Source organism: Ensifer sp. EB106-03-01-XG145 (assembly GCF_058792075.1).
On record NZ_JBYTEC010000025.1, the window covers coordinates 27,609 to 54,092 of the forward strand.

27 protein-coding genes are annotated in these 26,484 nt (G+C 63.6%); 12 read left to right on the plus strand and 15 right to left on the minus strand.

Annotated elements, in window-relative coordinates; genetic code table 11:
• Window positions 1–90: 90 nt before the first annotated feature.
• From AC3WWH_RS30600 to AC3WWH_RS30615, 4 genes are all read right to left on the minus strand, one after another.
• On the minus strand, window positions 91–603 hold the full coding sequence (locus AC3WWH_RS30600) for a DoxX family protein (protein WP_058323154.1): 513 nt from the start codon (window positions 601–603) through the stop codon (window positions 91–93).
• On the minus strand, window positions 603–1,412 hold the full coding sequence (locus AC3WWH_RS30605) for an HvfC/BufC N-terminal domain-containing protein (RefSeq protein ID WP_373419901.1): 810 nt from the start codon (window positions 1,410–1,412) through the stop codon (window positions 603–605). Before AC3WWH_RS30605 ends, AC3WWH_RS30600 begins: the two co-directional genes overlap by 1 nt.
• Window positions 1,399–2,325, minus strand: a complete 927-nt coding sequence (bufB, locus tag AC3WWH_RS30610) for an MNIO family bufferin maturase (protein ID WP_058323153.1) — start codon at window positions 2,323–2,325, stop codon at window positions 1,399–1,401. The genes AC3WWH_RS30605 and bufB overlap by 14 nt, the downstream gene beginning before the upstream one ends.
• Before the next feature lie 119 nt (window positions 2,326–2,444).
• Window positions 2,445–2,768, minus strand: coding sequence for a BufA1 family periplasmic bufferin-type metallophore (locus AC3WWH_RS30615; protein ID WP_058323170.1), 324 nt, complete (start codon window positions 2,766–2,768; stop codon window positions 2,445–2,447).
• A gap of 225 nt (window positions 2,769–2,993) precedes the next feature.
• Between AC3WWH_RS30615 and AC3WWH_RS30620 the strand changes: the two genes are divergently transcribed.
• From AC3WWH_RS30620 to AC3WWH_RS30640, 5 genes are all read left to right on the plus strand, one after another.
• Window positions 2,994–3,530: a sigma-70 family RNA polymerase sigma factor gene (locus AC3WWH_RS30620; protein ID WP_492377440.1), complete on the plus strand. Its 537-nt coding sequence runs from the start codon at window positions 2,994–2,996 to the stop codon at window positions 3,528–3,530.
• A 1-nt stretch (window position 3,531) separates the two neighbouring features.
• Window positions 3,532–4,170: an NrsF family protein gene (locus AC3WWH_RS30625; protein WP_058323152.1), complete on the plus strand. Its 639-nt coding sequence runs from the start codon at window positions 3,532–3,534 to the stop codon at window positions 4,168–4,170.
• 280 nt (window positions 4,171–4,450) lie between these two features.
• Window positions 4,451–4,630: a hypothetical protein gene (locus tag AC3WWH_RS30630; protein WP_058323151.1), complete on the plus strand. Its 180-nt coding sequence runs from the start codon at window positions 4,451–4,453 to the stop codon at window positions 4,628–4,630.
• 12 nt (window positions 4,631–4,642) lie between these two features.
• Window positions 4,643–4,777, plus strand: coding sequence for an autotransporter outer membrane beta-barrel domain-containing protein (locus AC3WWH_RS30635; RefSeq protein ID WP_113398904.1), 135 nt, complete (start codon window positions 4,643–4,645; stop codon window positions 4,775–4,777).
• Window positions 4,778–5,239: 462 nt separating this feature from the next.
• Window positions 5,240–7,054, plus strand: coding sequence for an ABC transporter ATP-binding protein (locus tag AC3WWH_RS30640; protein ID WP_492377441.1), 1,815 nt, complete (start codon window positions 5,240–5,242; stop codon window positions 7,052–7,054).
• 59 nt (window positions 7,055–7,113) lie between these two features.
• Here AC3WWH_RS30640 and AC3WWH_RS30645 read toward each other — a convergent pair whose 3' ends face one another.
• The 4 genes from AC3WWH_RS30645 to AC3WWH_RS30660 form a co-directional block, all read right to left on the minus strand.
• Window positions 7,114–8,328, minus strand: a complete 1,215-nt coding sequence (locus AC3WWH_RS30645) for a TIGR03862 family flavoprotein (protein ID WP_058323149.1) — start codon at window positions 8,326–8,328, stop codon at window positions 7,114–7,116.
• A gap of 80 nt (window positions 8,329–8,408) precedes the next feature.
• Complete coding sequence (locus tag AC3WWH_RS30650; protein ID WP_058323148.1) at window positions 8,409–9,482, minus strand: amino acid ABC transporter permease; 1,074 nt, start codon at window positions 9,480–9,482, stop codon at window positions 8,409–8,411.
• Window positions 9,479–10,669 (minus strand): amino acid ABC transporter permease, encoded by a 1,191-nt coding sequence (locus AC3WWH_RS30655; protein ID WP_058323169.1) that lies wholly within the window; start codon window positions 10,667–10,669, stop codon window positions 9,479–9,481. The genes AC3WWH_RS30650 and AC3WWH_RS30655 overlap by 4 nt, the downstream gene beginning before the upstream one ends.
• A gap of 20 nt (window positions 10,670–10,689) precedes the next feature.
• Window positions 10,690–11,733: an amino acid ABC transporter substrate-binding protein gene (locus AC3WWH_RS30660; RefSeq protein ID WP_492377442.1), complete on the minus strand. Its 1,044-nt coding sequence runs from the start codon at window positions 11,731–11,733 to the stop codon at window positions 10,690–10,692.
• A gap of 321 nt (window positions 11,734–12,054) precedes the next feature.
• Between AC3WWH_RS30660 and AC3WWH_RS30665 the strand changes: the two genes are divergently transcribed.
• Entirely contained in the window at window positions 12,055–13,158 is a 1,104-nt protein-coding gene (locus tag AC3WWH_RS30665; protein ID WP_063891504.1) for a DUF930 domain-containing protein, read from the plus strand.
• Between the two features lie 103 nt (window positions 13,159–13,261).
• Here AC3WWH_RS30665 and AC3WWH_RS30670 read toward each other — a convergent pair whose 3' ends face one another.
• Window positions 13,262–14,464: an MFS transporter gene (locus tag AC3WWH_RS30670; RefSeq protein ID WP_058323146.1), complete on the minus strand. Its 1,203-nt coding sequence runs from the start codon at window positions 14,462–14,464 to the stop codon at window positions 13,262–13,264.
• A gap of 108 nt (window positions 14,465–14,572) precedes the next feature.
• Here AC3WWH_RS30670 and AC3WWH_RS30675 point away from each other — a divergent pair, with 108 nt between their 5' ends.
• The 3 genes from AC3WWH_RS30675 (at window position 14,573) to AC3WWH_RS30685 (ending at window position 17,714) form a co-directional block, all read left to right on the plus strand.
• The gene (locus AC3WWH_RS30675; RefSeq protein ID WP_057255476.1) at window positions 14,573–15,511 is read left to right on the plus strand and encodes an AraC family transcriptional regulator; all 939 of its coding nucleotides are present in this window, start codon (window positions 14,573–14,575) and stop codon (window positions 15,509–15,511) included.
• A gap of 204 nt (window positions 15,512–15,715) precedes the next feature.
• Window positions 15,716–16,774, plus strand: coding sequence for a DmpA family aminopeptidase (locus AC3WWH_RS30680; protein WP_058323145.1), 1,059 nt, complete (start codon window positions 15,716–15,718; stop codon window positions 16,772–16,774).
• A 73-nt stretch (window positions 16,775–16,847) separates the two neighbouring features.
• Complete coding sequence (locus AC3WWH_RS30685) at window positions 16,848–17,714, plus strand: D-amino-acid transaminase (protein ID WP_058323144.1); 867 nt, start codon at window positions 16,848–16,850, stop codon at window positions 17,712–17,714.
• A gap of 23 nt (window positions 17,715–17,737) precedes the next feature.
• Here the strand turns inward: AC3WWH_RS30685 and AC3WWH_RS30690 are convergent, their stop codons facing one another.
• Window positions 17,738–18,637 carry a LysR family transcriptional regulator gene (locus AC3WWH_RS30690; RefSeq protein WP_058323143.1) on the minus strand — a complete coding sequence of 300 codons (900 nt, stop codon included), beginning with the start codon at window positions 18,635–18,637 and terminating at the stop codon, window positions 17,738–17,740.
• 88 nt (window positions 18,638–18,725) lie between these two features.
• The gene (locus AC3WWH_RS30695) at window positions 18,726–20,246 is read right to left on the minus strand and encodes a serine hydrolase domain-containing protein (protein WP_058323142.1); all 1,521 of its coding nucleotides are present in this window, start codon (window positions 20,244–20,246) and stop codon (window positions 18,726–18,728) included.
• 244 nt (window positions 20,247–20,490) lie between these two features.
• Here AC3WWH_RS30695 and AC3WWH_RS30700 point away from each other — a divergent pair, with 244 nt between their 5' ends.
• On the plus strand, window positions 20,491–21,531 hold the full coding sequence (locus AC3WWH_RS30700) for a dipeptidase (RefSeq protein ID WP_058323141.1): 1,041 nt from the start codon (window positions 20,491–20,493) through the stop codon (window positions 21,529–21,531).
• A gap of 53 nt (window positions 21,532–21,584) precedes the next feature.
• Here AC3WWH_RS30700 and AC3WWH_RS30705 read toward each other — a convergent pair whose 3' ends face one another.
• A complete protein-coding gene (locus tag AC3WWH_RS30705; RefSeq protein WP_058323140.1) occupies window positions 21,585–22,454 on the minus strand; it encodes a LysR family transcriptional regulator in 870 nt (289 codons plus the stop codon).
• Window positions 22,455–22,637: 183 nt separating this feature from the next.
• Between AC3WWH_RS30705 and AC3WWH_RS30710 the strand changes: the two genes are divergently transcribed.
• The gene (locus tag AC3WWH_RS30710; RefSeq protein WP_058323139.1) at window positions 22,638–23,609 is read left to right on the plus strand and encodes a quinone oxidoreductase family protein; all 972 of its coding nucleotides are present in this window, start codon (window positions 22,638–22,640) and stop codon (window positions 23,607–23,609) included.
• Window positions 23,610–23,652: 43 nt separating this feature from the next.
• On the opposite strand, the gene AC3WWH_RS30715 is transcribed toward AC3WWH_RS30710, so the two are convergent.
• The 3 genes from AC3WWH_RS30715 to AC3WWH_RS30725 all read right to left on the minus strand — a co-directional run bounded on the left by AC3WWH_RS30715 (window position 23,653) and on the right by AC3WWH_RS30725 (window position 25,301).
• On the minus strand, window positions 23,653–24,330 hold the full coding sequence (locus tag AC3WWH_RS30715; protein WP_063891503.1) for a helix-turn-helix domain-containing protein: 678 nt from the start codon (window positions 24,328–24,330) through the stop codon (window positions 23,653–23,655).
• Window positions 24,331–24,500: 170 nt separating this feature from the next.
• On the minus strand, window positions 24,501–24,749 hold the full coding sequence (locus AC3WWH_RS30720) for a DUF2798 domain-containing protein (protein WP_058323138.1): 249 nt from the start codon (window positions 24,747–24,749) through the stop codon (window positions 24,501–24,503).
• Between the two features lie 57 nt (window positions 24,750–24,806).
• A complete protein-coding gene (locus AC3WWH_RS30725; RefSeq protein ID WP_058323137.1) occupies window positions 24,807–25,301 on the minus strand; it encodes a Rossmann-fold NAD(P)-binding domain-containing protein in 495 nt (164 codons plus the stop codon).
• Window positions 25,302–25,468: 167 nt separating this feature from the next.
• Between AC3WWH_RS30725 and AC3WWH_RS30730 the strand changes: the two genes are divergently transcribed.
• A partial coding sequence (locus AC3WWH_RS30730) for an IS5 family transposase (protein WP_492377443.1) occupies window positions 25,469–26,484 on the plus strand: 1,016 nt, incomplete at its 3' end.

Below are 26,484 nucleotides of genomic sequence, written 5' to 3' on the forward strand. Positions count from 1 at the left end.
GATGATTTTCGCACGCTGCTGTTGGAGCTGCCGATGGGAGAGTGGGGATCAGGGGTGGCGCACGCAGGTAATGCGGGCGCCGGAATGGGCTCAGCCCTTGTTGGGGCCGCCGCGCCAGGTGCACAGCAGATGATCGAGCGACAGCTTGCCGGGACCGGAAGCCATGAGGCCGAGTGCCATTGCCGCCCAGGTGATGTGGATGGGCCAGCCGTCCGGAACGGTCAGTTGTACGATTGCTGTCATGACCAGCAGCCCGAACGCGACAAAGCGCGTTGCGAGGCCGAAGACCAGCAGGATCGGCAGAAGGATCTCGGCCGAGCCCGCAGCAAAGGCCATGGCGGCTGGCGCCGGGTACGGGTAGGGACCACCGGGAAGATGCAGCTGGAACTCCGAGCTGAAAAGCAGGACGGCGACGTCGTTCAACTGCAGGAAACCGTCCCACTTGCTCATGCCGGACCGGAAGAACGGCACCGCCAGCCCAAAGCGTAGCACGAGTTGAGCGAGCCAGAGAGGAGCGAGCGCGCCGACCGCCCGGTTCGCGCGGCGGGCCCATTGCGACAGGTCGGTGGCATTGACGCTATTTCGGGAGCTGGATGCAGACATCATGGTTTCTCCCCGTAATGAATGGCCAAAAAGGCGCCGGCCTCGAGCGCCGTTGCGATGGCGGTGGCGAGGTCGAGTGAGGGATATCGGCTTGTCGCCTCCTCTGCCGCCGTGGCCAGGGGAACACCTGACAGCAGCCGGTCGAGCAGAATGTCCGCTCCGGGTGTGAGGTTGCGGACAGCCACCTCCAGTTCCGGGCGGGTGATCAGCGCGCTTTCCGATGCCGAGGTCTCGATGCGGCTGACCGGGCCGATCGCCCGGTTGACGGCAAAGATTGTCACAGCAGGAAAATCGGAACGGACGATGCGGACCGCCGGGTGTGCCATGAAGACGGCGTCGCCGAGCCGGTTCGGCGGGACGGCGGCGAGTGCATCGGGCGTCAGGGCCGGCGCATCCGCCGCGTGATAGACGTCGAGCCAGGCACGTTCGATCCGCGCCACATCGGCGAGCCAGGGCATGGATTGCGCATACTCGTAGCGCGCGATGAAGTCGGGAAAGTCCCGGCCGTATTCGAAAAGAAGCGGCGAAGTCGGGGGCGTTTCCCGCACGTGAAAGCGGGCCATGGCACGAAAGAAGGTTTCCCCGGTGATGCGCTCAGTCGCCGGGAAGGTCGCCGCCAGCGCCTCGATCAGGCTGACGGTGACGTTGTTGCGGTAGACGTTGAAGCGTTTGACCGCCGCCTTGCCGTTCGGGCCAGAGACCAGCGCCGGCGTCTGCTGTTCCGGATCGAGAAGCGGCGGCACGAAGCGGGCGACATAACTGCCGGCGGCGCCAACGGGCGCGGTGGGTATTCTGCTAGACGCTTGCACGGAACTTCTCCCGTGACCCCACCTGCGCATGGCGGTCGAGGATCCGTTGTGCGGCCGTGGCCTCGCGCTTCAGCACTGCCCAGTCGGGAATGGCGCTGTCCCATTCGATCAGCGTCGGGATGGGGTCGGTCCGGGCGATGACCATTTCGTAGAGTTTCCAGACGGCATAGGCGACCGGCCCGTCGTGGCTGTCGATCAGCAGCAGCTCGCCCTCGTCGTCCTGCTGTTCCGCGTGCCCGGCAAGATGGATCTCGCCCACATGCTCCAGCGGAAAGTCGCCGAGATAGTCGAGCGCGGAATAGCCCTGGTTGGTGGCCGAGACGAAGACGTTGTTGACGTCGAGCAGCAGTCCGCAGCCGGTGCGTTTTACCAGTTCGCGAATGAACGCCGTTTCGCTCATCGTCGATTCCCGGAAGGTGACATAGGTCGAGGGATTTTCGAGCAGCAGCCGGCGGCCGATCATCTCCTGGACCTCGTCGATATGATCGGCGACGCGAGCGGCGGTCGCCTCGGTGTAGGGCAGCGGCAAGAGGTCGTTGTAGAAGGTGGTTTCGTGGGTCGACCAGGCGAGATGCTCGGAGACAAGGGCCGGTTCATAGCGGTCGACCAGATCCTTGAATCGGGCGAGATGCGTCTTGTCCAGCGGTTGTGGCCCGCCAATCGACATGCAGACGCCATGCAGTGAGACCGGAAAGTCCTCGCGGATGCGGGTAAGTGCTGCATGCGGCGGACCGCCGGCGCCCATGTAGTTTTCCGCATGAACCTCGAAGAAGCCGCCCGGGACGTCATCGGCGAGGATTGCCGGCAGGTGCTGGTGCTTGAAGCTGGTTCCCGCCAGCCCGGCGATTTCATGTTTCGGCAGACGCTGGCTCACCAAGGCAAACCGGCCGCCGTATCCTGTCGAAGTGCTCATCGCCAATCCCGTTCAGTGTTCGAGTGCTTTTCAGTGGCGGGCTGAAGCGCCACCGTTTGGTGAAAGCCTGTGCGGAACGGGACGCGATTGCCCCGCATCCCGTTCCGCTCTGTGGTGGATCAGGAAGGCATGTCGCGGGCCAGCGGCTGCGGCGAGCCCTTGCGACCGTCGGGCAGTTCCATGGTCGTGCAGGTGCCGCCATCGACAAACTTCCAGGCGTTGCCCTGATAGTCGACCGTGGACGTAGCCTGGCAGGTCGTGCCCGGTCCGGCGGCGCAATCGTTGTGACCCTTGAGGGCGACGCCGAAGCACTTTTCCTTGCCCGCATCCATCGCGCTTTTGACCTGTGCTTCGGTGAGCGGCGCTGCGGTCGCGAGCGTCGACAGGGCGGCCGCAACCGCGCTTGCGAGCATTGCGCTGCTGATTGTGGACTTCATGGACATCATTCTATCTCCGTGTTGAACTCATCCCGTGCGTCCTGTCTCAGGCGCACATCAGGTCTTTCGTCGCGGAGACAGGGGGCGTTACATAACGTTGGCAACACGCTTTCGTGATGCGTTCGCGAGCGGTCACGATGATGTCAGCCGGCTTGACAGCGCTGCCCATGCGAATTTGGGATGAGTGTGTAACAAACGCCTGGAATCAGCGAATGGGGAGGAAAGGCGCGAGTGAGCGGCGCGGAGGACGAACATCTCGCAAGTTTGCTTCGCCAGGCCTTGGCCGGTGACGAGAAAGCCTATGGCGACTTCCTGCGTGATGCTGCGCTCGTAATCCGCGGTTGGGCGAGGCGGTGGACCGCGGGCGGCGGCGTCGATGCGGAGGATATCGTCCAGGAGGCGTTGCTGGCGGTGCACGTCAAGCGTCATACCTGGCGAGGCGATGCGCCTGTTATCCCTTGGCTCCATGCGATCGCCAGGCACAAATTCGTCGATGCCGTCCGGCGGCAGGCCCGCCGCCCGACGGTGGGCATCGAGGAATATGAAGAAACTCGTGCGAGCGCCGAATCCGAAAAGGCCCGCGATTGGGAGATCGGCCGGGCGCTGGAGGGCCTCGCGCCCGGGCAACGGGCAGTCGTCAACGCGATCTCGATCGAAGGCTGCACGATCGCCGAAACGGCGCAGAGACTGGATATGAACGAAACGGCGGTTCGCGTGGCGCTTCACCGCGGCCTGGCTGCAATCGCCCGCCGATTTGGACGAAACTGACATGGACACGAACGATCTCATCAAAGCTCTTGCAGCGGATACCCGGCGGCCCGGATTGTCTATGAATACTGTGTGGCTGGGCGCCGCAAGCGGGGCGCTCATGCTCGCCGGGCTCGTCTTCTTCATGATGCTTGGGCCGAGGCCGGATATCGCCGCCGCTGTTGAGACGCTGCGCTTCCTGTTCAAGTTCGTGGTCACCGGTTCCCTCGCGGCGGCAGCCTTCGCAGCCATGCGCGTTGCGGCCTGGCCCGAAGCCGAGTTGCGCAAGCTGCTGCCCTATCTCTGCGTCGCGCCGTTGCTGGTGCTCGTTGGTGTCGCGCTGGAGCTGATCGCCCTGCCGTCTGATACCTGGGCTGCAAAACTGATCGGCACCAACAGCGTGCTTTGCCTGACCTTCATTCCTCTGATCGGCTTGGCGCCGCTTGCGCTCTTCCTGCTGGCGCTGCGCCACGGCGCGCCATCGCGGCCGGCGCTTTCCGGTGCGCTGGCGGGGCTTGCCGCAGGTGGCATCGCTGCGACCTTCTATGCCGCCCACTGCCCCGACGACTCGCCGCTCTTCGTCGCGACCTGGTACACGATCGCGGTCTTTGGCCTGACGCTGCTTGGAGCCATTGGCGCGCGTTTGGCCGTCCGCTGGTAGCAGAGCCGGCCAGCCTCCGATCGGATTGAAGCGGTGGTGAAAACAAAAAAGGCCGGCAAGGCCGACCTTTTCCCGTTCGCTGCGTCACACTGCCAGTACATCCGTGGTCAGGGTTTCCGCGCGAACTTCGCCCGGAGTCTTCGGATGAATTCCGGCGGGCTCCACGGGCAATTCGATGATGCCTATGTGTGGTGCCCGGCTACGGTTTTCAAGCCCTTGGTCCAAAAACGCGGTGGCACCTTCGTTTCCGGTACTTCCACTAGCAATGGATGCTGACGCCATGTTCGTGCAGGAGCGCAACGAGGTGCTCGTCCCGCAGCTTGTCGGTGACCAGCGCATCGATGTCGGCAAGCGACGCAAGCCGGACGAGCGCCCGCCGGCCAAATTGCTGCTGTCGACTGCGAGAATGACGCGCTCGGCCTGGCGCATGGCGGCCGAGACGGCGGCGACTTCGGCGTGATCGTCGTCGCCGATGTCGGCGCTGGTCGAAGCGGGCATCGACTTCAACATCGCGCCGGACGCGACCTTTGGCGTCAACTACACCGGGCAGATTGCGTCGGGCGTCTCCGACCACGGCGTCAACGCCAAGCTCAAGGTGAGCTTCTAAGGCTCACGCCGAGCAGCAGAGCATTGCAAGGGCTGACCTTGCTCGAGGATTGGAACGCCGCGCGGTAATGCGCGGCGTTCTCGACGTTCGCGATCTGCGTCCAGCGACTGTTGCGAACCGGCCGCAGCCGCGACGATTGGCGCCATGGCAAGATTTCTGCACTTGGCGGTTGCGCCCGATTCGCCTATAAGTCGTCATCCGGCAACCAATCAGGGAGGTTTTAAAAGATGCCAGCTTTTTCTTTCTCCCTACGGGGCGGCGTACAGTTCTGAGCTGGACGCAGAAGGGCACTTTCGCCTTTCCGTCTTTTCCAGGTCGGAGTTCGTCTCGCTGACCTTGGCCCTTCCTCCCCGGAGGACGCTGCCAAACCAATGATGCCGCATCGGAAGCTGGGTTCCTTTTTTCGGCATACTCCGTTTTGAATCAGTTTTGAGGCCGATGCATGGGCATCGGGCAATCGTTATGGCTTTTACTCGTTACGATCTGCGCGGCGGTGCGTTCCGCAGCGCTCTTGGTTTCACTTGGGTCCATTGGAAGCGGCAGCCGCTGCGGATCAGTGTCATCTTTGGCATGGTTCTGCTGTCAACGCTCGCCGACGTCCTGACGCCGCTCTATTCCGGCCGGCTTGTCGACGCCGTCGTTTCCGGCGGGGCAGCCGATCAGCTTGCCTGGGATGCGGCGATTGCCGCATTCTGGATGCTGATGGCGCTCTCGCTCGGCGCGATCATACTCAGGCACTTCACCTTCCTGGGCGTCACCGATCTGACGCTCAAGATGATGGCCGACATCGCGTCTGCCGCCTTCTACCGCATCCAGCGCTTCTCGACCGACTGGCACGCCAACAGCTTTGCCGGTTCGACGGTGCGCAAGGTGACGCGCGGCATGTGGGCACTCGATCTGTTGAACGACACCTTGCTTGTGGCCCTGTTCCCGTCCGTCGTAATGCTCGTCGGCTCGACGGTGCTGATGTCGTTCTACTGGCCGATGATGGGTGTCATCATCGGTGTGGGTTCGATCGTCTTCATCGTCGTGACGATCCTCCTGTCGCTCGGCTATGTCGCGCCGATGGCGAGCCTTGCCAACCGATGGGACACGAAGCTCGGCGGTGCGCTCGCGGATGCAGTCAGCTGCAACATCGTGGTCAAGGGCTTCGGCGCCGAAGGCCGGGAGGATGCCCGCCTCGCCAAGGTTCTCGCCAAGTGGCGGGACCGCACGCGCAGAACCTGGATACGCGGCACGACCAACGGCACGACACAGGGAGCAATGCTGCTCGTCTTGCGCGCGGCGGTGATCGGCTTTGCGCTCCTTTTGTGGTCGCGCGGGGAGGCAACGGCCGGTGACATCACCTTCGTGCTCACCTCGTTCTTCATCCTGCAGGGCTACCTGCGTGAAGTCGGGCAGCACATCCGCAACTTGCAGCGCTCGATCAACGACATGGAGGAGCTCGTCGACATCCATGGCCAGCCGCTCGGTATCGAGGACAAGGCCGACGCCAAGCCGATCCGGATCACCGATGGCCGCATCGAGTTCAAGGATGTGACGTTCCACTACGGTGCGCACCGCAAGCCGCTCTACGACCGGTTCTCGGTGACGATCCGGGAGGGCGAACGTGTCGGTCTCGTCGGGCATTCGGGCTCGGGCAAGACGACCTTCGTCAAGCTGATACAGCGTCTGCACGACCTGAAATCCGGGCAGATCCGGATCGACGGTCAGGACATCGCTTCGGTGGCGCAGACGTCGCTGCGTCAGCAGATCGCGATCGTCCAGCAGGAGCCAATCCTGTTCCATCGCTCTCTGGCGGAGAATATCGCCTATGCGCGACCGGACGCCACGCAGAGCGAGATCGAGAAGGCGGCGAAGCTCGCGAGCGCCCACGACTTCATCACGTCCCTGCCGAAGGGCTACGGCACGTTGGTGGGCGAACGCGGGGTAAAGCTCTCGGGCGGCGAGCGGCAGCGCATCGCCATTGCGCGTGCGTTCCTGGCGGACGCACCGATCCTGATCCTCGATGAGGCAACCTCGAGCCTCGATTCGGAATCGGAGGTCTTGATCCAGCAGGCGATGGAGCGGCTGATGCTCGGACGCACGACGCTGGTGATCGCGCACCGTCTGTCGACGGTCAGGGCGCTCGACCGGCTGCTGGTCTTCGATCATGGCCGGATTGCCGAGGAGGGCACGCACGATGCGCTGATCCGCCTCGACGGCGGCATCTATCGCGGCCTCTTCGAGCGCCAGGCGCTGGAACTGACCAAGGGGCTGGTGCTGAACGACCAGTAGGGCTCTCGGGAGCCTGCCAGAACAACCAACCGCCGCGCCTGACGAAGGCGCGGCGAATTCTACCTTTCCTCGCCAAGCCAGCGATCGATGCCGCGCGCGGCGGCACGGCCAGTGGCAAGGCAGGCGGTCAGCAAATAGCCCCCGGTCGGCGCTTCCCAGTCGATCATCTCTCCCGCAACGAAGGTGCCGGGCAGTGCCTTCAGCATGTAGCTTTCGTCGATCGCATCCCACTGAACTCCGCCTGCCGAAGAGATAGCTTCGGTGATCGGCCGCGGGCGCAACAGCGGTATCGGCAGGGCCTTGATCAAGGCAGCGAGATCAGGTGGGGCCATCCGGGCGGCTGCGGGCGCCAGTTCGCGCAACAGGGAGGCTTTCACGCCTTCGAGCCCGGCTCCCTTGCGCAGGCGGTTTGAGAAGCTGGTCTTGCTGTCGAGGCGGCCAAGGTCCTTTTCCAGTCTCGCAACGCTTCTTCCCGGCGTGAGATCGACTATCAGGTCTGCTTCTTCGCCGTGCGCCAGCCGATCTCTGAGGGCGGCTGCATGGGCGTAGACAAGGCTGCCTTCGATGCCGTTCCTCGAAACGACGAATTCACCAGGAACGGTCCCGGCCGCGGACGTAGCTGTGACACCCTTGAGCGCCGCACCCGACAAGCGGTCGCGGAAAGTTTCGCTCCAGTTGACGTCGAAGCCGCTATTGGCGGGTTGGAAACTGGCGACGGCCACACCTTTCTCCTGCAGCCAAGGGAGCCAGCCGGCGTCCGATCCGAGGCGGGGATAGCTCGCGCCGCCGAGTGCGAGCAATGTCGCATCGGCACACACAAGCTTTTTGCCATCAGGTGTGTCGAAGGCGAGCTCGTTGCCCTCAAAGCCTGTCCAACGATGTCGGGTCAGGGTCCGGACCCCACGACCTTCCAGCGATTTCAACCAGGCGCGCAGCAACGGCGACGCCTTCATGACCTCCGGAAACACACGCCCCGACGAGCCGACGAAGGTTTCGGTTCCGAGATCTGCCGCCCATTGCCTTATCTCGTCGGGCGTGAAGGCATCGAGCGCCGCGCGCAGCCGCGGCGAGGCGTCACCGAAGCGTTCGGCAAAGACGGCGTAGGGTTCGGCATGGGTAATGTTCAGGCCGGATTTTCCGGCGAGCAGGAACTTGCGCGCGACCGTTGGCATGCTGTCGTAGACGGTGATCGCGTGGCCGCGCTCCGCCAACCCCTGCGCCGCCATCAGCCCGCTTGGCCCGCCGCCCACAATGGCGATGTTCTTTTGTCCCATGCGCTTGCCCGGTCACAGATTCCATGTCGCCGCACTCTTGGCCCGGCGGCGCGCGGCGCGCAACCCCGCGCGACGAGCGCTCAGCGGCGATTGGAACTGTTGAGCTTCCGCTCGAGCCAGAGGCTGTAGCGCGAACCCGTGAAGCAGATTGCGAAATAGACCAGCGCCGCAAAGATATAGGCCTCGCTGTAGAAGCCGAGCCAAGTCGGGTCGGTCGCCGAAGTCTTGGCCGCGTTCAGCAGATCGTAGATGCCGATGACGGCGAGCAGCGAGGTGTTGAGCACGATGCCGATCGAGAGGTTGACGATTGCCGGGATGACGGCAGTGAGCGCCTGCGGCAGCACGACCAGCCGCAGCATCTGGATCCGGCTGAGGCCGAGGGATAAGGCCGCCTCCTTCTGCCCGGAGGGGATCACCTGCAGGCCGGCGCGGATGACTTCGGCGAGATAAGCCGAGAAGAACAGGCTAACGCCGATCTGGGCGCGCAGCAGCTTGTCGATGGCAGCACCGCTTGGCAGCGCCATCGGCACGATCAGCATGGCCACATAGAGAACGGCGATCATCGGCACGCCGCGTAGCACCTCGATGAAGGCAGTTGCCAGGCACCGCACGATGCCCATGTCCGATTGGCGGGCAAGCGCCAGCAGCAGCGCGATCGGGAAGGCGAAGGCGAGGCCGGCGATCGAGACGGTGAGCGTGATCGGCAATCCGCCCCAATGATTGGTCGACACCGGTTCCATGCCGGCTGTGCCCGCCATCAGCAGCCAGATCACGACAAGGGCCAGCAGCCAGACCGGTACCAGGCGGAAGCTCCAGAAGCGGGGAAGGGCAGAGACCGTGAGCAGCGCCGTGATGAGAGTGAGCACCAACGCCGGTCGCCATTGCAGCGGGGGCGGAAAGAAGGCGAAGAGCATGAATCGAAACTTGGCACCGACGAAGGCCCAGCAGGCGCCGGCCGTCTCTGTTGCGCAATCGGCCGACGTGCCGGACCACACGGCATCGACGACGGCCCAGCGGAAAAAGGGAAGTGCGAGCCAGAGCATCGCCGCGAGCGTGGCAAGCGTGACGAGGCCATTGGCCCAGCCGCTGAAGAGGCCGTCGCGCCAACGGTGCCAGTCGGGCGCGACGGGCGGCGCAAGTTCGATCTGGCTCATCGCTTTCCTTCCTCGCGCAGAACCACGCGGCGGTTGTAGAGGTTCATGACGGCCGAAACCGCAAGGCTGTTGGTCAGGTAGACGGCGGCGATGATAATGATCGCCTCCAGCGCCTGTCCTGTCGTATTCGCCGTCGTGTTGGCGACGCTGACGAGGTCCGGGTAGCCGATCGCGACCGCGAGGCTTGAATTCTTGGCCAGATCTAGGAAGCTGGAAATCATTAGCGGCGTAATCACCCGAAGCGCCTGCGGCAGCACGACGAGGCGCAGGATCTGAGCGGGTTTCAGCCCGAGCGCCCGGGCCGCCTCCCATTGACCCGATTTTACCGACTGGATGCCGCTGCGCACGATCTCGGAGATCGAGGCCGAGGCATTGACGACGAGGCCGATCAGCAGGGCTGCGAACTCGGGTGTCAGCGACAGGCCGCCGCGAATGTTGAAGCCGCCCTTGGCGGGGATTTCGACAGAGGCCGCGAAACCTAGGGAGGTGAGGGTGAGGTAGCAGAGGGCAAGCGCCCCGAGCGCAGCACCGGCCGACTTCGGCAGATAGAAGGCTGAGCCTGCAAACAGGCGACGGCACAGGACGAGCGCGGCGAGGACAGCCAGCACCACCACCGAAAGCCAGACCACCGCTGGCAAGCCTTCGACCGAGAGCGAGGGAAGATAGACGCCACGATTGCTGAGATAGATGCTGCCGAGGAAAGAATAGGCGCCGCGCGGCGGCGGCAGCGCGTGGATGATGGCGCTCCAGAGAAAGAGTTGCAGCAACAACGGCGTGTTGCGCAAAAGCTCGACATAGGAGTGAACGAAGCTGGCCAGCAGCAGGTTGCCCGAGAGTCGCGCGATGCCGAGCGCAACGCCGAGCACGGTTGCAAGCAGGCAGCCGACGACCGCGACCTTGATCGTGTTGGCAATGCCGGCGCCAAGCGCGCGGGCATAGCTGTCGCCGGCGGAATAGGAGAGCAGACTCTCGCCGATCTCGAAGTTCGCCTGGTGAGAGAGAAAGGCGAAGCCCGGCGTCAGCCCCATGCGGTGCATGCTGTCGGCGGTGTTCTGGCCCAGGAATGCGAAGAGCAGGAGCACGACGACGAAAAGCAGGCCTTGCAGCAGTGGCAGCGGCCCGATCCAGGTGCGCAGCCGCGAGACAGGTCCGGGCCCCGAAGGGCCCGGTCGGCTATGGCGTGTCATGGGAAAAACCATGAAGCGGCTCAGCGGAACGGCGGCGAGTAGAGGAGGCCGCCCGCGGTCCAAGGCTGGTTGTAGCCGCGTTCGAAGTTAAGGGCCGTGCCCTTGCCGACGTTGCGCTCGAAGATTTCGCCGTAATTGCCGACGGTCTTGACGATGTTGTAGGCGAACTTCGGATCAAGGCCGATCGCTTCCCCAAGCGAGGGATCGACGCCGAGGAAGCGCTTGATCGCGGGGTCCTCGCTCTTCAGGAACGTGTCGACATTGTCCTTGGTGATGCCGAATTCCTCGGCCTGGATCGTCGCATAGACGGTCCAGTTGACGATTTCGAGCCACTGGTCGTCACCGGCGCGAATTGCCGGCGCCAGCGGTTCCTTCGACAGACGCTCCGGCAGAAGCACGTAATCGTCGGGCTTCGAAAGCTGCGTGCGCTTAGCGGCAAGGTCGGTCGCGTCCTGGGTGAGCGCATCGACACGGCCGCTGTCGAGCGCCTTCAGGAACTCGCCGGTTTCTTCGATCGTGACCGGCGTGAAGGCCTTGCCCGTCTTGCGGAAGAAGTCGGCGATGTTGAGCTCGCCGGTCGTGCCGCTCTGGACGCCGATGGTCGCGCCGTCGAGTTCCTCGCCCTTGCTGACGCCAAGATCCTTGCGAACCAGCAGGCCCTGGCCATCGTAGAAAACGACGGGACCGAAATGGAAGCCAAGCTTGAAGGCGCGGCTGACGGTCTGGGTCACGCCCGAAAGCAGGATGTCGAACTCTCCGGACTGCAGCGCCGGCAGGCGCTGCTGCGGCGAGGAGTTGGTGAACTCGACCTTTTCGGCGTCGTTGAAGACGGTGATCGCGATGGCGCGGCCGAAATCGACGAAGAAGCCCTGCCAGCGGCCGCTGCTATCGGGCGAGAAGAAACCCGGCGTGGTACCGACGCCGACCTTGATCACGCCGCGCACCTTGATCTTGTCGAGCGTTTCGCCGGCAAGCGCTGACGTGGCGATGAGGCCGGCCGCCAGCGCTGCCGTCGCGGCAAAGGCTTTTGTGAAAAGTTTTCGGTGAGTGAAATGTCGCTGCATGAAGGCCCCCAAGCCATAAAGGAATGTAACTGCGCATCCACGGCAGAAGCGCCCGATGCTGCTGAAATAATTAAATCTATAGAAATTATATAATAGGTATTTTTGTGCGAAATTGACGCGCGGCCCGAAACAGATTTCGCCGCCTCGTTTTCGCCGGGAACGTTTTTGACAAGCGGGTGGTTGGCTTGCGCGCGTGGCGGCGCGGTCCGCTCGCCTGAAGCTGCACGACCGGGCCTCCCGGTGCACTCCAGGGCTGTACCTCTTGTTGAGATCGGCGGAAGTTCCTAGGTTCCGCCGATCGATTGGTTTATCTCGTTGGCGATGCGGCTCTTTGCGGAAAAATGGTGGAAACGGGTAGGATGGGGCGCGCCGACATCGGTCGCCCTGCATCTCATCGTCGTTTTTCTGCTGTTGTTCGATCTGCCGCTCGAACTGCCGAAACCTCCGAAAGAGCAGACCGTCAACGTTGAGCTCGTTCCTCCCCCTGAGGCGAAGGAGGAGAAAAAGGCCGAACAGAAGAAGGCAGGGCCGAAAAAGGGCGAAGAGAAGAAGGCCGAGCAACCGAAGCCGCAAGCCAAGCCCAAGCCCCAACCGAAGCCAGAGCCGAAGTCGAAGCCGGAACCCAGGCCGGCGCAGCAGTTGCCGCAGTCCTTCGCCTCCGCCATGGCCAAGACCAAGCAGGACAACAAGGAGGCCGAGCTGCCGCCGGCTGCACGGGACACGGTAAAAAAGACCGAAACGTCCGAGCCGGCAAAGGCTGTGGACGACAAGGCAAAGCCAGCGGACGAGCCGCCAAAGGTGCCCCCGGCGGAGAAGAAGGAACCGGTGAAAGAGCCGAAACCCCTGTCGGCTCTGGCTGTGCCCGCAAAGTCATCCGAGAACGCCACACAGAAGGCGGATGAAAAAGCCGCCTCGACGGTGGCCGAGGCGAAGCCTGAGCCAAAAGAAACGCCTCAGGCCAAGCCGCAGGAGGTCAAGTCGGAACAGGAGACCGCAAAGGCAAAGCCGGCCGATGCTGCGGCAAAGGTCGAACTCAAGCCGGTTCCGAGCAAGATGACCGAAGCAAAAGAACTGTACTCGGCAAAGTCGATTGCTGACCCGCGGGTGAAACAGGCGCTGATCAACCTGCCGGTCAAGAGGCGCATCCTGCAACTGTGCAATCTCGAGGCGCTGGAGCAGATCCGCAGCCAACGACCGGATACCCCGCCGGAAGGGCTGGTGCCCTTCGGACCGAAAGGCGGCTTCATCTCGAAGAACCGGATGGACGCGAGCGGCGGAGCCTATCAGAGCAAAGCGAATTGGTACGACGTCGATTTCAAATGCGTCGTCAATGAAGAGGCGACGGAAGTGACCTCCTTCAGCATCGCCATAGGCGACGCGGTGCCGAAGACAAGCTGGAGGGAGCGTCGTCTTCCCGGGAACTGATACTCCAGAGCGGATCCGGATGTTGACTTTTCTTGCCTGCCGAACCCCTTAAGGCCCGGCAGGCGCAGGTGCGAGTTGCCACTCCCGCCCTGATCTTGGTCGGCTACTCCGCAGCCTGCAGCGTCCGTTCGCGATAGACGGAGACCAGCGACGTGCCGAGCATTGCTGCGACCGCGGCGAAAAGGAAGACGCCTGCGGGTCCCTGAAGTTCGACGAGAAGGCCGCCGAGGATCGCGCCTGTGGAAATGGCGATCTGGAACGTCGTGAGCGTTGCTGCTCCCGCACCTTCGGCCTCGTCGCCGGCGGCGCGGCTCAGGAACGATTGCACACTGACCGGCAGCGCGCCGAACGCGAAGCCCCAGGCGGCCGTGGCAACAATGGCGACGGCGGGCAGTACGCCGGCAAGCGCCAGCGTCAGAGTGGTGACAGCGACGCCGGCTGCGGCCGACATCATCGACAGCCGCGTGCTGCGCTCGGCCAGGAATCCGCCGGCAATATTGCCGAAGAATCCGCCGATACCGAAGGCGAGCAGGATCGCCGTGATCGCCTCGACACCGAACTGCGGCACCTGCTCAAGGAACGGGCGAACATAGGTGAAGCCGGCAAAGTGACCCGTGACGACCAAGAGGATCGTCGCAAGGCCGAGCCGGATCGCCGGACGCTTCAGTACGTTGAGGATCGTGTTGAGGCCGGTCGTCCCGACAGGCGGAAGGCGGGGAACCGTCAGCGCCTGCACGATGAAGGTGACGATGCCGACGGCGGCAGCGAGCAGGAAGGCATAACGCCAGCCGAGCGTCGCGCCGATCCAGGCGCCGACCGGGGCCGCGCAGACCGTCGCGATCGACACACCCGACATGATGATCGCCATCGCCCGCGGCATCAGCCGGGCGGGAACGAGCCGCATGGCGAGCGCCAGCGACAGCGCCCAGAAGCCGCCGAGCCCGATGCCGAGCAGCAAGCGCGCGACAAGCAGCATCGGAAGACTTGAGGCAAAACCAGCGATCAGGCTCGAAATCACCAGAAGGGCGGTCAGGGTCAGAAGGACGTTCCGCCGGTCGAAGCGCCCGGTGTAGACGACGATCGCCGGACCGGCGATGGCCGCGACGACGGCCGTGGTGGTGACCGACTGACCGGCCGCGCCGACGGTGACGCCGAGATCGGCGGACATCGGCGTCAGAAGACTTGCCGGCAGAAATTCCGCCGTGACCAAGCCAAAAACCCCAAGCGACAGGGACACGACGGCCGCCCACAAGGGCTTTTCTCGCTCATCCGCATGTCCCGTGGGCTTGGCGACAATACCATCCATGACTTTCATCTCCATTGCATGTGGCGATGAAAATATGCATGGCGTGTTGGAGTTTCTATGCTAGAAAATCCAAAACACTGTGCCGATTATCCAAAGATGGGATGAGAGATGAGCGATGCGCTAACCGAGATTCTGCGCGGCCTGAGGCTCGACGGAGTGGAATATGGGCGTTGCCAGCCCTGTGCGCCATGGGCAACCTCCTATCCCGCGCAGGAACCTGCGCGTTTTCATTTTCTCGCATCCGGTTCCGCCCATCTGCAAACGCCCGACGGCGCCTGGATGGAGCTGACGCCGGGCGATGCCGTGTTGCTGCCGCGGGGCGACGCGCATGTGCTTGCCAGCAAGCCGGGGCTGCCGGCGATCTCGATCCGCGATCTGCCGAAACGGCAGCTTTGCGACGGCATCGTCGATGTGCAATGTCCCAATTCGGACAGCCAGAACCTTCTGTTCTTCGCGGTCATGCAGTTCAACGTCGACCGACTGCATCCTCTCCTCCAGCTGATGCCGTCCGTCATGCGCACGAGCGATCTCGCGTCGAGCGAACCGTCGATCCCATCGCTGCTCGACACCATGACGCGCGAGGCGGCGATGCAGCGCGTAGGTTCCGGCGGCATCCTGGCGCGGCTTGCCGACGTGCTGACCGCAACGATCATCCGTGCTTGGGTAGAACATGGCTGCGGCACCGCGACCGGCTGGCTGGCCGCGGTCCGCCATCCGGAGGTCGGTCGCGTTCTTGCCGCCATTCATCTCGATCCGACCAAGGACTGGTCGGTGCCGGAACTGGCAAAGCTCATGGGCGCATCGCGCTCGGGTTTTGCCCAGCGCTTTGCCGATACGGTCGGCGAGACGCCCGCCCGTTATGTGGCGCGCATGCGCATGCACCAGGCGCATCAGTGGCTGCGCGAAGGAAAGCGCGTGGCCCATGTCGCCAACCGGCTCGGCTATGATTCCGAGGCCTCGTTCAGCCGCGCCTTCCGCAAGATCATGGGTGCGCCGCCAAGTCATTCCCGGAGCCTGACGTCGCCTCCGGATCATCTGGCGTCCTGACCTGCCGGGCTGCATTGTCTCAGAACTTGACGGCGCGATCGGCCCTTGCGCCATGATCCCGTCGATGTATCCGCCGGCGTTGCAGGCTACTCATGAAACTATTCCATTTTTGAGATGCCGTTTTGCCAACGATAAAGGTAGGGTGCCCCGCGACGAAACGTCTGTTTCGCGATCGGGTCGACGGGCAAGGAAGTGACGGGAAAAATGATAGATATCAAATGCTTGCGACTTCGGGACCTCGGCTTCCGGCCGGGCGTCTATGAACCCGGCCCGTTGAATGCCATTACCGATGTCGAGGGCGTCGCGGTCGGTCATGCCACCGTGGTCGAGGGGGATCGCATCCGCACCGGCGCGACCGCCATCCTGCCGCATGGCGGCAACCTGTTTCAGGACAAGGTGCCCGCAGCGCTTGCGGTGCTCAACGGCTTTGGCAAGTTCGCAGGATCCACCCAGGTCGAGGAGCTCGGTGAGCTGGAAACGCCCGTCGTTCTCACCAATACGCTTGCGACCGGCCGGGCCATCGAGGCAATCAACCGCTGGACCCTGGCGCAGCCCGGCAACGAGAAGGTCGTGTCGCTGAACGCTGTCGTCGGCGAGACCAACGATTCCCGTCTCAACGACATTCGCGCCGGCCGCCCGACCATCGACGAGATCGGTGCAGCCCTCGCCGCCGCGAAGACTGGTGCCGTGGAGGAGGGGGCTGTCGGCGCCGGTGCCGGCACGGTGGCCTTTGGCCTCAAGGGTGGCATCGGGACCAGTTCGCGCCGCGTCAAGGCGGCCGGGGAAATCTTCACGCTCGGGGTGCTCGTTCAATCCAACTATGGCGGGCGGCTCACCGTCTGCGGTCGTGCCTATGATGCGCCGGCGGCACACGACCGGGATGGATCCATCGTCATCGTAATCGCCACCGACGCGCCGCTCTCCGCGCGCAATCTCAAGCGTCTCGCCGAGCGCGGCTTTGGCGGCCTTGCCCGCACTGGGGCAGCACTCAGCAACGGCTCCGGCGACTATGCGCTTGCCTTCTCGACGGCGCCATCCGTTCGTCGAACGAAGGCACGGCGGGCAGCGATTGCGGATTACCCGGACCTTCCGAACGACCTGATGTCGCCGCTCTTCGAGGCGGCCATCGGGGCAACCGAGGAGGCAATCCTCAATTCGCTGACCATGGCGCGAACGACGCACGGCTTCAACGCCGCGAACGGCAAGCCAAGCACGGTCGAAGCGATCTCGCTCGAGAGGCTTCGCGACTTGAGAGAGCAGTGATCATTGCGCCATGGATCGCGAGTGGTGTGGCGATCCACGGCTGCACACCAAACCTAATATTTATGGAGCCCACATGTCCCAGCCGCCCATTCGCACAGTCTATCTCAACGGCGAGTTTCTGCCGGAGAACGAGGCGCGCCTCTCGATCTTCGATCGCGGCTTCCTCTTCGGCGATGGCATCTATGAGGTGACCGCTGTTCTTGACGGCAAGCTGATCGACAGCGCGCCGCATATGGCCCGGTTGGAACGTTCGGCGCGTGAAATCGACGTGCCGCTGCCGGTGTCGACCGAGGAGATCGTCGCGATTGAAAAGCGGCTGGTGCGAGACAACGACCTTGTCGAAGGCATCGTCTATCTCCAGCTCACCCGCGGCGCCGAAGACCGGAACTTCCTGTTCTCGGAGGATATCAAGCCGACGCTTCTGCTCTTCACCCAGGAGAAGACGCTGGTGGGCGTCGCTGCGACGGAGAAAGGCCTTTCGATCAAGACTGTGCCCGACCAGCGCTGGGCACGCCGCGACATCAAGAGCGTGTGCCTGCTGCCGCAGGTGATCGCCAAGCGCATCGCCAAGGCCGAAGGCTGCGACGAGGCCTGGATGATCGAAGACGGCTTTGTCACCGAAGGCGCTTCCTCCACCGCCTATATCATCACCGAGGACAATCGCATCGTCACCCGCGGCAACAGCCAGGCGACCTTGCCCGGTTGCACGCGGCTTGCCGCACTGGCGCTGGCGCGCGAGCAGGGGCTGACGCTAGAAGAACGGCCCTTCACGCTCGACGAGGCGCTGAGCGCCCGCGAAGCCTGCCTGACCAGCGCCTCGAATTTCGTCGCACCGATCACCCGGATCGACGGCAAGCCTGTTGGCTCCGGCGCACCGGGCCCGATCGTCAAGCGCTTGCGTGAACTCTATCTGGAACACGCACGGCGGACGGCGATCTAGGTGGCGCGGTTCTGGGCTATCGCCTAGGCGGTGGCCTCAAGGCTCTGCCAGACACGCCCGACGATCGGGCGGCGGTTCTCCCTGGCGCGATAGAGGCGGATTTCGACGCTGACGTCCCAGCGAGGCTCGGCTGCCCGGACCAGGGAGCCGCTTGCCAATTCGTCCGTCATCAGGCTCTCGGGAACCCAGGCGATGCCCCAGCCGGCTTCGGCCATGGCTTTCAATCCCACGGACATGCTGCCTTCGTGCACCCTTTGCGCCGGCGGCAAATTGGGACTGATCAGCTCGTCGAGGAGTTGGCCGAAGAAGGACGACTTCTCGTATCTCAGATGCGGGAAGGGTTTCGCCCTGCCTTCGAGCAGGTGCTTTGGCGCACCTGTTTTGTTTGCGGCCGAGACGGGAAGGATGCGCTCGTGTCCCAGCACACGATGCTCGAAGGCCTGTGGGTCGAGCAGGTGCGGAACCTGGGTGTGGGCGTAGGTGAGCAGGAAGTCGCATTCGCCGTCGACGAGCGAGTTGAGGTTTTCCTCCATGCTGCCGGAATCCGGACGAAGCCGCGAAAACAGCGGTCCGACCCTGGCATTGATGCGGGTCATCCACTGCGGAAAGAAGGTGAAGGAGAGCGTGTGCAACGCCGTCAGCGTAATCGTTCGGGCGTCGGACCCTTCCTCTAACCGCAGGTCGCGGCGGGTCTGGTAGAGTTGCTTCAGCGTCGCCTGTGCCACGGGAACGAATTTCGCACCCGCCTCGGTCAAACGCGAAGGATAGGTCGCCCGATCGACCAGCGTTGCCCCCAGCCACGCTTCCAATTGTCTTATACGGCGGCTGAAGGCCGACTGCGTCACGTGGCGCTCGTCCGCCGCCTTGGAAAAATTCAGCGTGTTGGCGAGCGCCAGAAAGTCCTCAAGCCATTTGATTTCCACTGACGCGCTCCCGTAAAGCTCGGCTCCCGCCGTCATCTGCGGCGAGAAAGCCTCCTTTTAGGCGGTGCGGCAGCGCCATCAAGAAAAATCAGCCGCGCCGATGGTACTCGATCATCCGGGCGCGGCTTGTCACCAGTTCGAGACGGTCAGGCCCAAGCAGATGCAGGCAGATGCGCTTCACCCATGGACCGTCGTTCAATGTGAACAGGAAGCGGTCGTTTCCGAGTGCGGTCAGTGCAAGGGCCTGACGGGTCGGACCGATGCCCATCAACACCGTACCTTTATCGACCGTGAATTCCGCGTCTTCGTTCGAGCGCCAGACGCCGCAGAGCGAGGCGGGAACGGGCTCTTCGGTCTTTGCCGGGAGGAAACGTCTAGCAGCATGACCGACCTCGCCGACTAGAGCGGCACCATCACGGTGAAGCCTTAGGGGTGACGAGGCAGAGCGCGACGAGACCCAGCCTTCGCCGTCGTCATGGAGCGTCTCGTCGGCATCGAGATAGGTGCAGGTGCTGCCCTTGATCTCGATCCACCAGGGGCCGGTCTCCGTCACATAGAGACCGTCGCCGAAATCGGTCACGGGAGCCGGCAGCGTGAGCCCGGTGAGCGCTGCCATGCTTTCGAGCGCGATCTTGTAACCGTTGATATCTTCGCGATTGGAAACGACGACGAAGCCGGCGCGCGTTTCGGGATCGAGCAGGAAATAGGTCTTGTAGCCGGGGTGTGAGCCGCCGTGGCCGACGAATTCACGCGGGCCTAGCCAGGACTTGCGCAGGCCCAGGCCGTAACCCGTCGGTCGCCCGTCGGCAAGAAACCGGGTCGCCTGCAATTTCTGCAGAAGACCGGCGAAGCGACCTTCGTCGCCGAGCAGGGCCTGTAGCCAGGTGGCGAGCGCCCGGGCGCTGCCGGTCAGGCTGCCCGACGCGGAAATGTGCAGACCGGCGGCGGAAAGCTGCCAGCTTTTGCCCGAATGCCAATAGCCGGGAACGAGGTCCTCCACCGGGTCGTTCCAGACGTCCGGCGCCTTCAGCGCGATGCCGAGCGGCGTTGAGATCTCGCGCTGGACGAAATCGTCGAAACCGAATCCCTTGCGCCCCAACGCCGCTTCGACGAGGCGGTAGCCGGTGTTCGAATAGGAGACCTCGGTGCCTGCCGCGAAGTTCAGCCGCTCAAGGCGCGAAATGTAATCGAGCAGCGCTCCGGCCTTGGTTTCCGTGTAGACGGAAAGGCCAAGCAACGACAGGCATTCGCGGGTATCCGGCAGGCCGCCGCTCATGTCGAGCGCCTGTCCAACCGTCACTTCGGCAAGCGGCGAACGCAATTCCGGAAGGTGTTGGCCGAGCGGATCGTCGAGGCCTATCAGATCGCTGTGCGCGAGCACCATTGCCGAAAAGACGTGTTTGGTGAGGGATGCATAACGCACGACGCTGTCGACCGCGAACGGCGCAAACGTGGCGAGGCTCTCGACGCCGGCCGCATGCGAAAAGCAGATTCCGGATCCGTCGAAACCGATGACGGCGCCGCCCGGCTCGTCCGCCGCCCATTGTGCGGTCAGGCGTCTCGCTGTTGCTTCGGCGGCTTGCCAATCCAGCGATGCTCGCTTCGTCATGTCCATTCTCCGTCCTGTTCGCGGGGTGTTGCCGCGCGCGTTTTCTGACTAAGCACGACAGCCGCATGCGCTGCCAATTCCGATTCCGGCAGGGCCTATGCACGGTTTGCATTTGCCCGGCATGGCTGCATTGGGTTAGGGCGGCAGGGAAAAATGGTGCGGTTCCCGCACCCAATGTCTATGGTCCGTCCGCGACTATCTATGAGTCGCGCACAGGACAACAGGTTGAGAAGGCGATCCAGAATTGGCGACCCAAGCGAAAATCCCGGTCTTTGACGGACATAACGACGTGCTGTCGCGGCTTTGGCGTTCGCCGGGCGGTGCGCCGGAACGCCGCTTTCTCGACGGCGCCGATACCGGACACATCGATCTCGACAAGGCGGAGACGGGTGGCCTTGCCGGCGGTCTCTGTGCCGTCTACGTGGCTTCGCCGGGCCTGGCCAAGGACCGCAGCGGCGACTTTGCGACGCCCGATCAGCAAACCGCTCTCGAAGCTACTCTCGGTATGGCGAGCCTGTTGATGCGGATCGAGCGGCAATCCGAGGGACGGCTGAAGATTTGCCGCAGTGCTGGCGATATCCGCGATGCCATGGCCAAGGGCGCCTTTGCTGCGGTGTTGCATATCGAAGGCATCGAGGCTGTCGGCGCCGATCTCGACGCGCTCTATGTGCTCCATGCCGCCGGCCTGCGCACGCTTGGTCCCGTCTGGAGCCGGCCGAACATCTTTGCCTATGGCGTCCCTTTCCGTTTTCCCTCTTCGCCCGATATCGGTCCGGGCCTCAGCGAGGCCGGCAAGGATCTGGTGCGCGCCAGCAACGAGCTGAAGATCATGCTCGATCTTTCGCACATGAACGAGCAGGGCTTCTGGGATATCGCCGCGCTGTCGCAGGCGCCCCTGGTGGCGTCGCATTCCAACGTTCATGCGCTCTGCCCGCACAGCCGCAACCTGACGGACCGTCAGCTCGACGCGATCAAGGATACCGGCGGGCTCGCGGGTATCAATTTCGGCGTGCTGTTCCTGCGCGCCGACGGGACCAGGAACACGGACACGCCGCTCTCGCTCCTTGTCGACCACATCGACTATATCGTCGAGCGTATCGGTATTGACCATGTGGCACTCGGCTCTGACTTCGACGGTACGGCCATCCCTGCTGCGATGCGTAGCGCAGCCGACCTGTCTCTGCTTGTCGACCTTCTGCGGACACGCGGCTATGACGAGGCGGCGCTCGCCAAGATCTGCCACGGCAACTGGCTCCGCGTGCTGGAGACGACCTGGGGCGCGTGAGTTCCATTCGGAGCCACGTGTTCTCAAGCGGCCGAGCGTTTCAACGAAGGTCGCTAGGTTCTTGACGCTGCCGGCAGGGCTTCGAGCAGCACGCCGATCGCCGCATCGACGACGGCTGTGCGGCGATCCCTGGCGAAAAGCCCGTATTGGACGGCAAGCGGCTTCGGAACGCCTGACGAAGCGGGGAGCGCCCGCATCGTGCTCGCGCGCACGGCTTCTGGCGGAAGCAATCCAATGCCGAGCCCGTTCTCGATTGCGGCTTGAAGCGCCGTGATGCTCTGGCTCGTAAAGGTGATGCGGTGTTCCCGGCCCTGGTCCGCCAGCGTCTCGATCATGCGCCGGCGCCAGAGACAGGGCGCTGCGAATGCGACGAGGTCGACCGGTCGTGTCTCGTCGAACGCATAGTCCGTGGCGCAGACCCATTGCAGTTCGACGTTCCAGGTGGTGAGGGCGTCAGCCGTGACGACAGAGGTCGGCACGACCATGATGTCGAGTTCACCTTCGGGCCAGGTCCTTCCGAGCGCCACGCACTGCTCCACCACCACGTCGAGCCGGATCTCCGAATAGCCGCGCCGCAGCCGCCCGAGAGCCTCGGGCAGCGCCGTCGTCGCCACTTCCTCGGCAAGCCCGACCCGCACGCCACCGCTGAGATCGGCCTGTCGCAGCCGCGCGGCGGCTTCGTCGCCGAGCGCCAGCATGCGGGTCGCATATCCCAGGAACAGTTCGCCCTCGGGCGTCGGCACGACGCCGCGACCGGTGCGGTTGAAGAGTTGGCGGCCAAGCAGATCTTCGAGCCGGCGCATCTGCATGCTGAGCGCCGATTGGGTGCGGCCGGTCTGGGTAGCGACGCGGTTCAAGCTGCCTTGTCGACAGACCGCCACAAAGGCGCGCAGCAGGTCGATGCCGATCTGATCAGATATCATAATCTTTGAACTCTGTTGTCATCGATATCAGTCTACACGGGGAACTGCCGTGTGGCTATCTATCAGGTGTGAGAACAAAGGAGCGCTCCATCCGCATGCCCAAGACGAGCATGCCGGCACCCACCATCGACTAGGCACTGCCACGGCCCTGCGGCCACGATTCTCAACCCGAGGAGCAAATCCATGAAAGCAATCCGCGTGCATCAGCACGGCGGGCCTGACGTGCTCGCCTATGAAAACGTCGAACTCGGCGAACCTGGCCCCGGCGAGGTCCGGGTGCGCAACCGGGCGATCGGCGTCAACTTCGTCGACGTCTACCTGCGCCGCGGCTCCTACCCGCCACCGCAACTGCCGTTCATCCCCGGAAAGGAAGGGGCGGGTGAGGTGATCTCGGTCGGGCCTGATGTCGAAGGCTTCAAGCCCGGCGATCGGGTCGCCTATGCCGAGGCGCTCGGCGCCTACGCGCAAGAGCACAATGTGCCGGCCCATTTCCTCGTGCATCTACCTGACGATATCGACTTCGAGACGGGTGCGGCGATGATGCTGAAGGGCCTGACGGCGCAATATCTCCTGCGCCGCACCTTCCGTGTCGAAGCTGGCCACACCGTCCTCGTCCATGCCGCCGCCGGCGGCGTCGGCCTTATCCTAACGCAATGGGCGAAGCACCTCGGTGCCACGGTCATCGGCACCGTCGGCTCACCTGAAAAGGCCAGGCTGGCGCGGGCGAATGGCGCAGACCACGTGATCGACTACAGCAGTTCGGGTTTCGCCGACCATGTCCGTGAGATCACCAAAGGCGAGGGCGTCGATGTCGTCTACGACGGCATCGGCAAGACGACATTCGAAGGTTCGCTCGACAGCCTGCGCCCCTTCGGTCACTTCGTCAGTTTCGGCGCCGCCTCCGGCCCGATCCCACCGTTCGACATCACGACGCTGGCGATAAAAGGGTCGCTTTACGCGACCTGGCCGCTGCTGCCGGCGCACCTGGCGCGGCGCGAGGACGTGCTTGCCATGAGCAAGGATCTCTTCGACGTCGTCGCGAGCGGCGCGGTCAAGATCCCCGTCCACGCGCGTCTGCCGCTTTCGGAGGCGGCCGAGGCGCATCGCCGGCTCGAGGGACGCCGGACGACGGGTGCCATGGTGCTGTTGCCTTAGCGTTTGGTGGCTCGACCTGTCGGGCCCCAGACGCTCCTAAAGGTCACGTCTTGCTGGTGGCAGTCAGCCGGTTGTCGGCCCGCGTCACCGCAAGGCTTTCGGCGGGGCTTCCCGACGGATCTCCGTCGCCGAACACATCCATGGTGCAGGTGTGCAGAATGGTGGTGGGCTGGCTCGTGTGGTTCCACATCGTGTGGGTGCGCAGCGAAGGGAAGTGGGCGGAATCGCCGGCTTCCAGCACCATGCTCTCGCCGTCCACCTCCAGCGTCAAAGCCCCCTGGAGAATGAAGAAGATCTCTTCGCCCTCGTGCGACATCGGCTCGCTGCGGTGGCCCGGCGGTTCGTGGATGATGGTGCTTCTCAGTACATTGCCGGGGAAGGAGGCGGAGAGGCGTTCGTAGGAGACCGCGTTGCCGCGTTCTCCGCCGAGCCCATAGATCGGCCGGTGTTCACGGCGGGTGAACGGTGTCGCCACCTTCGGCGGGTTGAGGAAGCTGCCGGCCTCGACCTTCAGCGTCCGGCAGACGGCAATCAGCGAGGTCAGTGACGGGACGGTGATGCCGCGCTCGATCTGCGAAATGAAACCAACGGAAAAGCCTGCCTCGTCGGCGACCTCCTGAAGGGTCATCTTCAGCGTCTTGCGCCGTTGGCGCAGGCGATCGCCGAGCGACGGCGCCTCTGCCTCGCCGGTAGATGCGCCGCTGGCATGGTCCGTCGTCACTGTCTGTCCCCTTCTCGTCTCTCCTCAAGCTAGGGTGCGGCCCGATTTCCTGTCAATCGATTTTAGATATCCTAAAAATCATCCGCCGCAGCAGGAGGCCGGGAACGGCAAAAGGCAAACTCCTCGCACATGGTCGCCGAGGGCGCGATGGGAGGGTTGCGCTGCGCGCCTCAAGGGCTGCTGCGCGGTTGCTCCACCGTCGCCGCCACGATCCGGCGCACCACCGGAAGAACCACGAGCAGACTCGGGAACGCGACCAGCCAGGAGAAGGCCCAGGCCTTGAGCCATAGCGCCAAGAGATCCGGCTGCAGGCCGCTGCCGCTGGCCGTCGAGACAAAGGAGACGATGGCGGACATCAGCACGGAAAGGATCAGCGGCATGACGATCGCCTGGTATCGATGGGGGAGCTTCTTTGGCATAGGGATGACTCCAGGATTTCGAAAAAGAAAGGGAACGGCGCCGGACAGTCCTTGTTGCTAGGCTTGCGCCAACTCACAGATGAAGCCTTCGAGGCTGCGGGGGGCACGCTGAAGCGTCGCGCGGAGCGTCAGGCTGTTTCCACCGAGACCGACATCCGAGTAGTGGGCGTGGACCTTGGCCAGCAGGTCCAGTTGGTGGTCGGTGTACTTGGCGCGGATCGGTTTCGCCCAGTCGTGGAAGCCGATGTTTCCGGCGACGATCGGCCGCCCGAGCGCTTCGCTCATCATGCGGGCGATTTCCTCACGGTTGTGCCGTCCTTCGGCGCAGAGCTCGAGCGTTGCATAGGCGAGGCGATCCTCGGTCAGTGCAATTGCCGCGACCTCGGCGACGTCCCGGTAGTCGACCCGGGCGATGCGCGTCGTCGTCGGGAACGGCTCGGCGAAGGTGCCGGTTGCAAGCACACTTGGCCAGGCCGGGCGGAGGTTCTGCATGAAGTTTGCCGGATGCAGGATGGTGTATTCGAGCGGTGACGAATAGAGCGCGTCCTCCACCGGGATCTTGGCCGCATGGTTCTTCAGCCGGACATGGGTCGGCCGCTTCCTTGACCTGCTCGGCGAGCGGCTGAAGCTCGATTGCCTCTAGCAGGCTGTTGAAAAAAGGATCTGGCCTGACGGCTTTAGCCGTGATTCATTGGCTTCGTGAGTTTCGGGGTTGATGGATGCGCGGCGGCGATGTGAGGACGGGTGAACTCTTCAGCTATGTCGATCTGGAGGATCGTGTTCGTCGCGATCATCCGCTGCGGGCAATCCGGCAGATCGTGAACGACGCGCTGATTTCGCTGGAGCGGGAGTTTGCGGCGCTCTATTCGCCGATCGGGCGGCCATCGATCGCGCCTGAGAAGCTTCTGCGCGCCATGCTTTTGCAAGCCTTCTATTCGATCCGCTCTGAGCGGCTTTTGATGGAGCGGCTGGAATACGACCTTCTGTTCCGCTGGTTCGTCGGCATTGGCATTGACGATCCAGCTTGGGACCATTCGGTGTTTTCGAAAAACCGCGACCGTCTGCTGGAGGGCGACATCGCCGCGAAGTTCCTCGGTGTGATCCTTTCGCAGCCCAAGGTAAAGCGGTTGCTGTCAACGGACCACTTCTCCGTCGATGGCACGCTGATCGAAGCCTGGGCGTCGATGAAGAGCTTCAAGTCGAAGGACGGCCCAAGGGGCGATCATGGCGAACCGCCGGCGGATGGCGGCAGCCGGAATGCGGAAGCGGACTTTCATGGCGAAAGGCTTTCCAACGAGACGCATGCGTCAACGACCGACCCAGACGCAAGACTTTATCGAAAGGGCAAAGGCAAGGAGGCCAAGCTGTGCTTCATGGGGCATGGGCTGATGGAGAACCGCCATGGTCTGCTGGTCGATGCCTATCTGACGGAGGCCAACGGTTATGCCGAACGGGTGGCGGCACTGCACATGATCGAACCTTTCGCCGATCGGACACAAGCGATCACGCTGGGTGCCGACAAGGCCTATGACACAAAGGACTTCATCAAAGATTTGCGGTCGATGAAGGTCACGCCGCATGTGGCGCAGAATACCAAGGGTCGCCGCTCGGCCATTGATGGACGCACGACGCGTCATCCCGGCTACCGGGTCAGCCTGCGCATCCGCAAGCGCATCGAGGAGGCGTTCGGCTGGATCAAGACCGTCGCCGGGCAGGACAAGACGAAGTTCCGTGG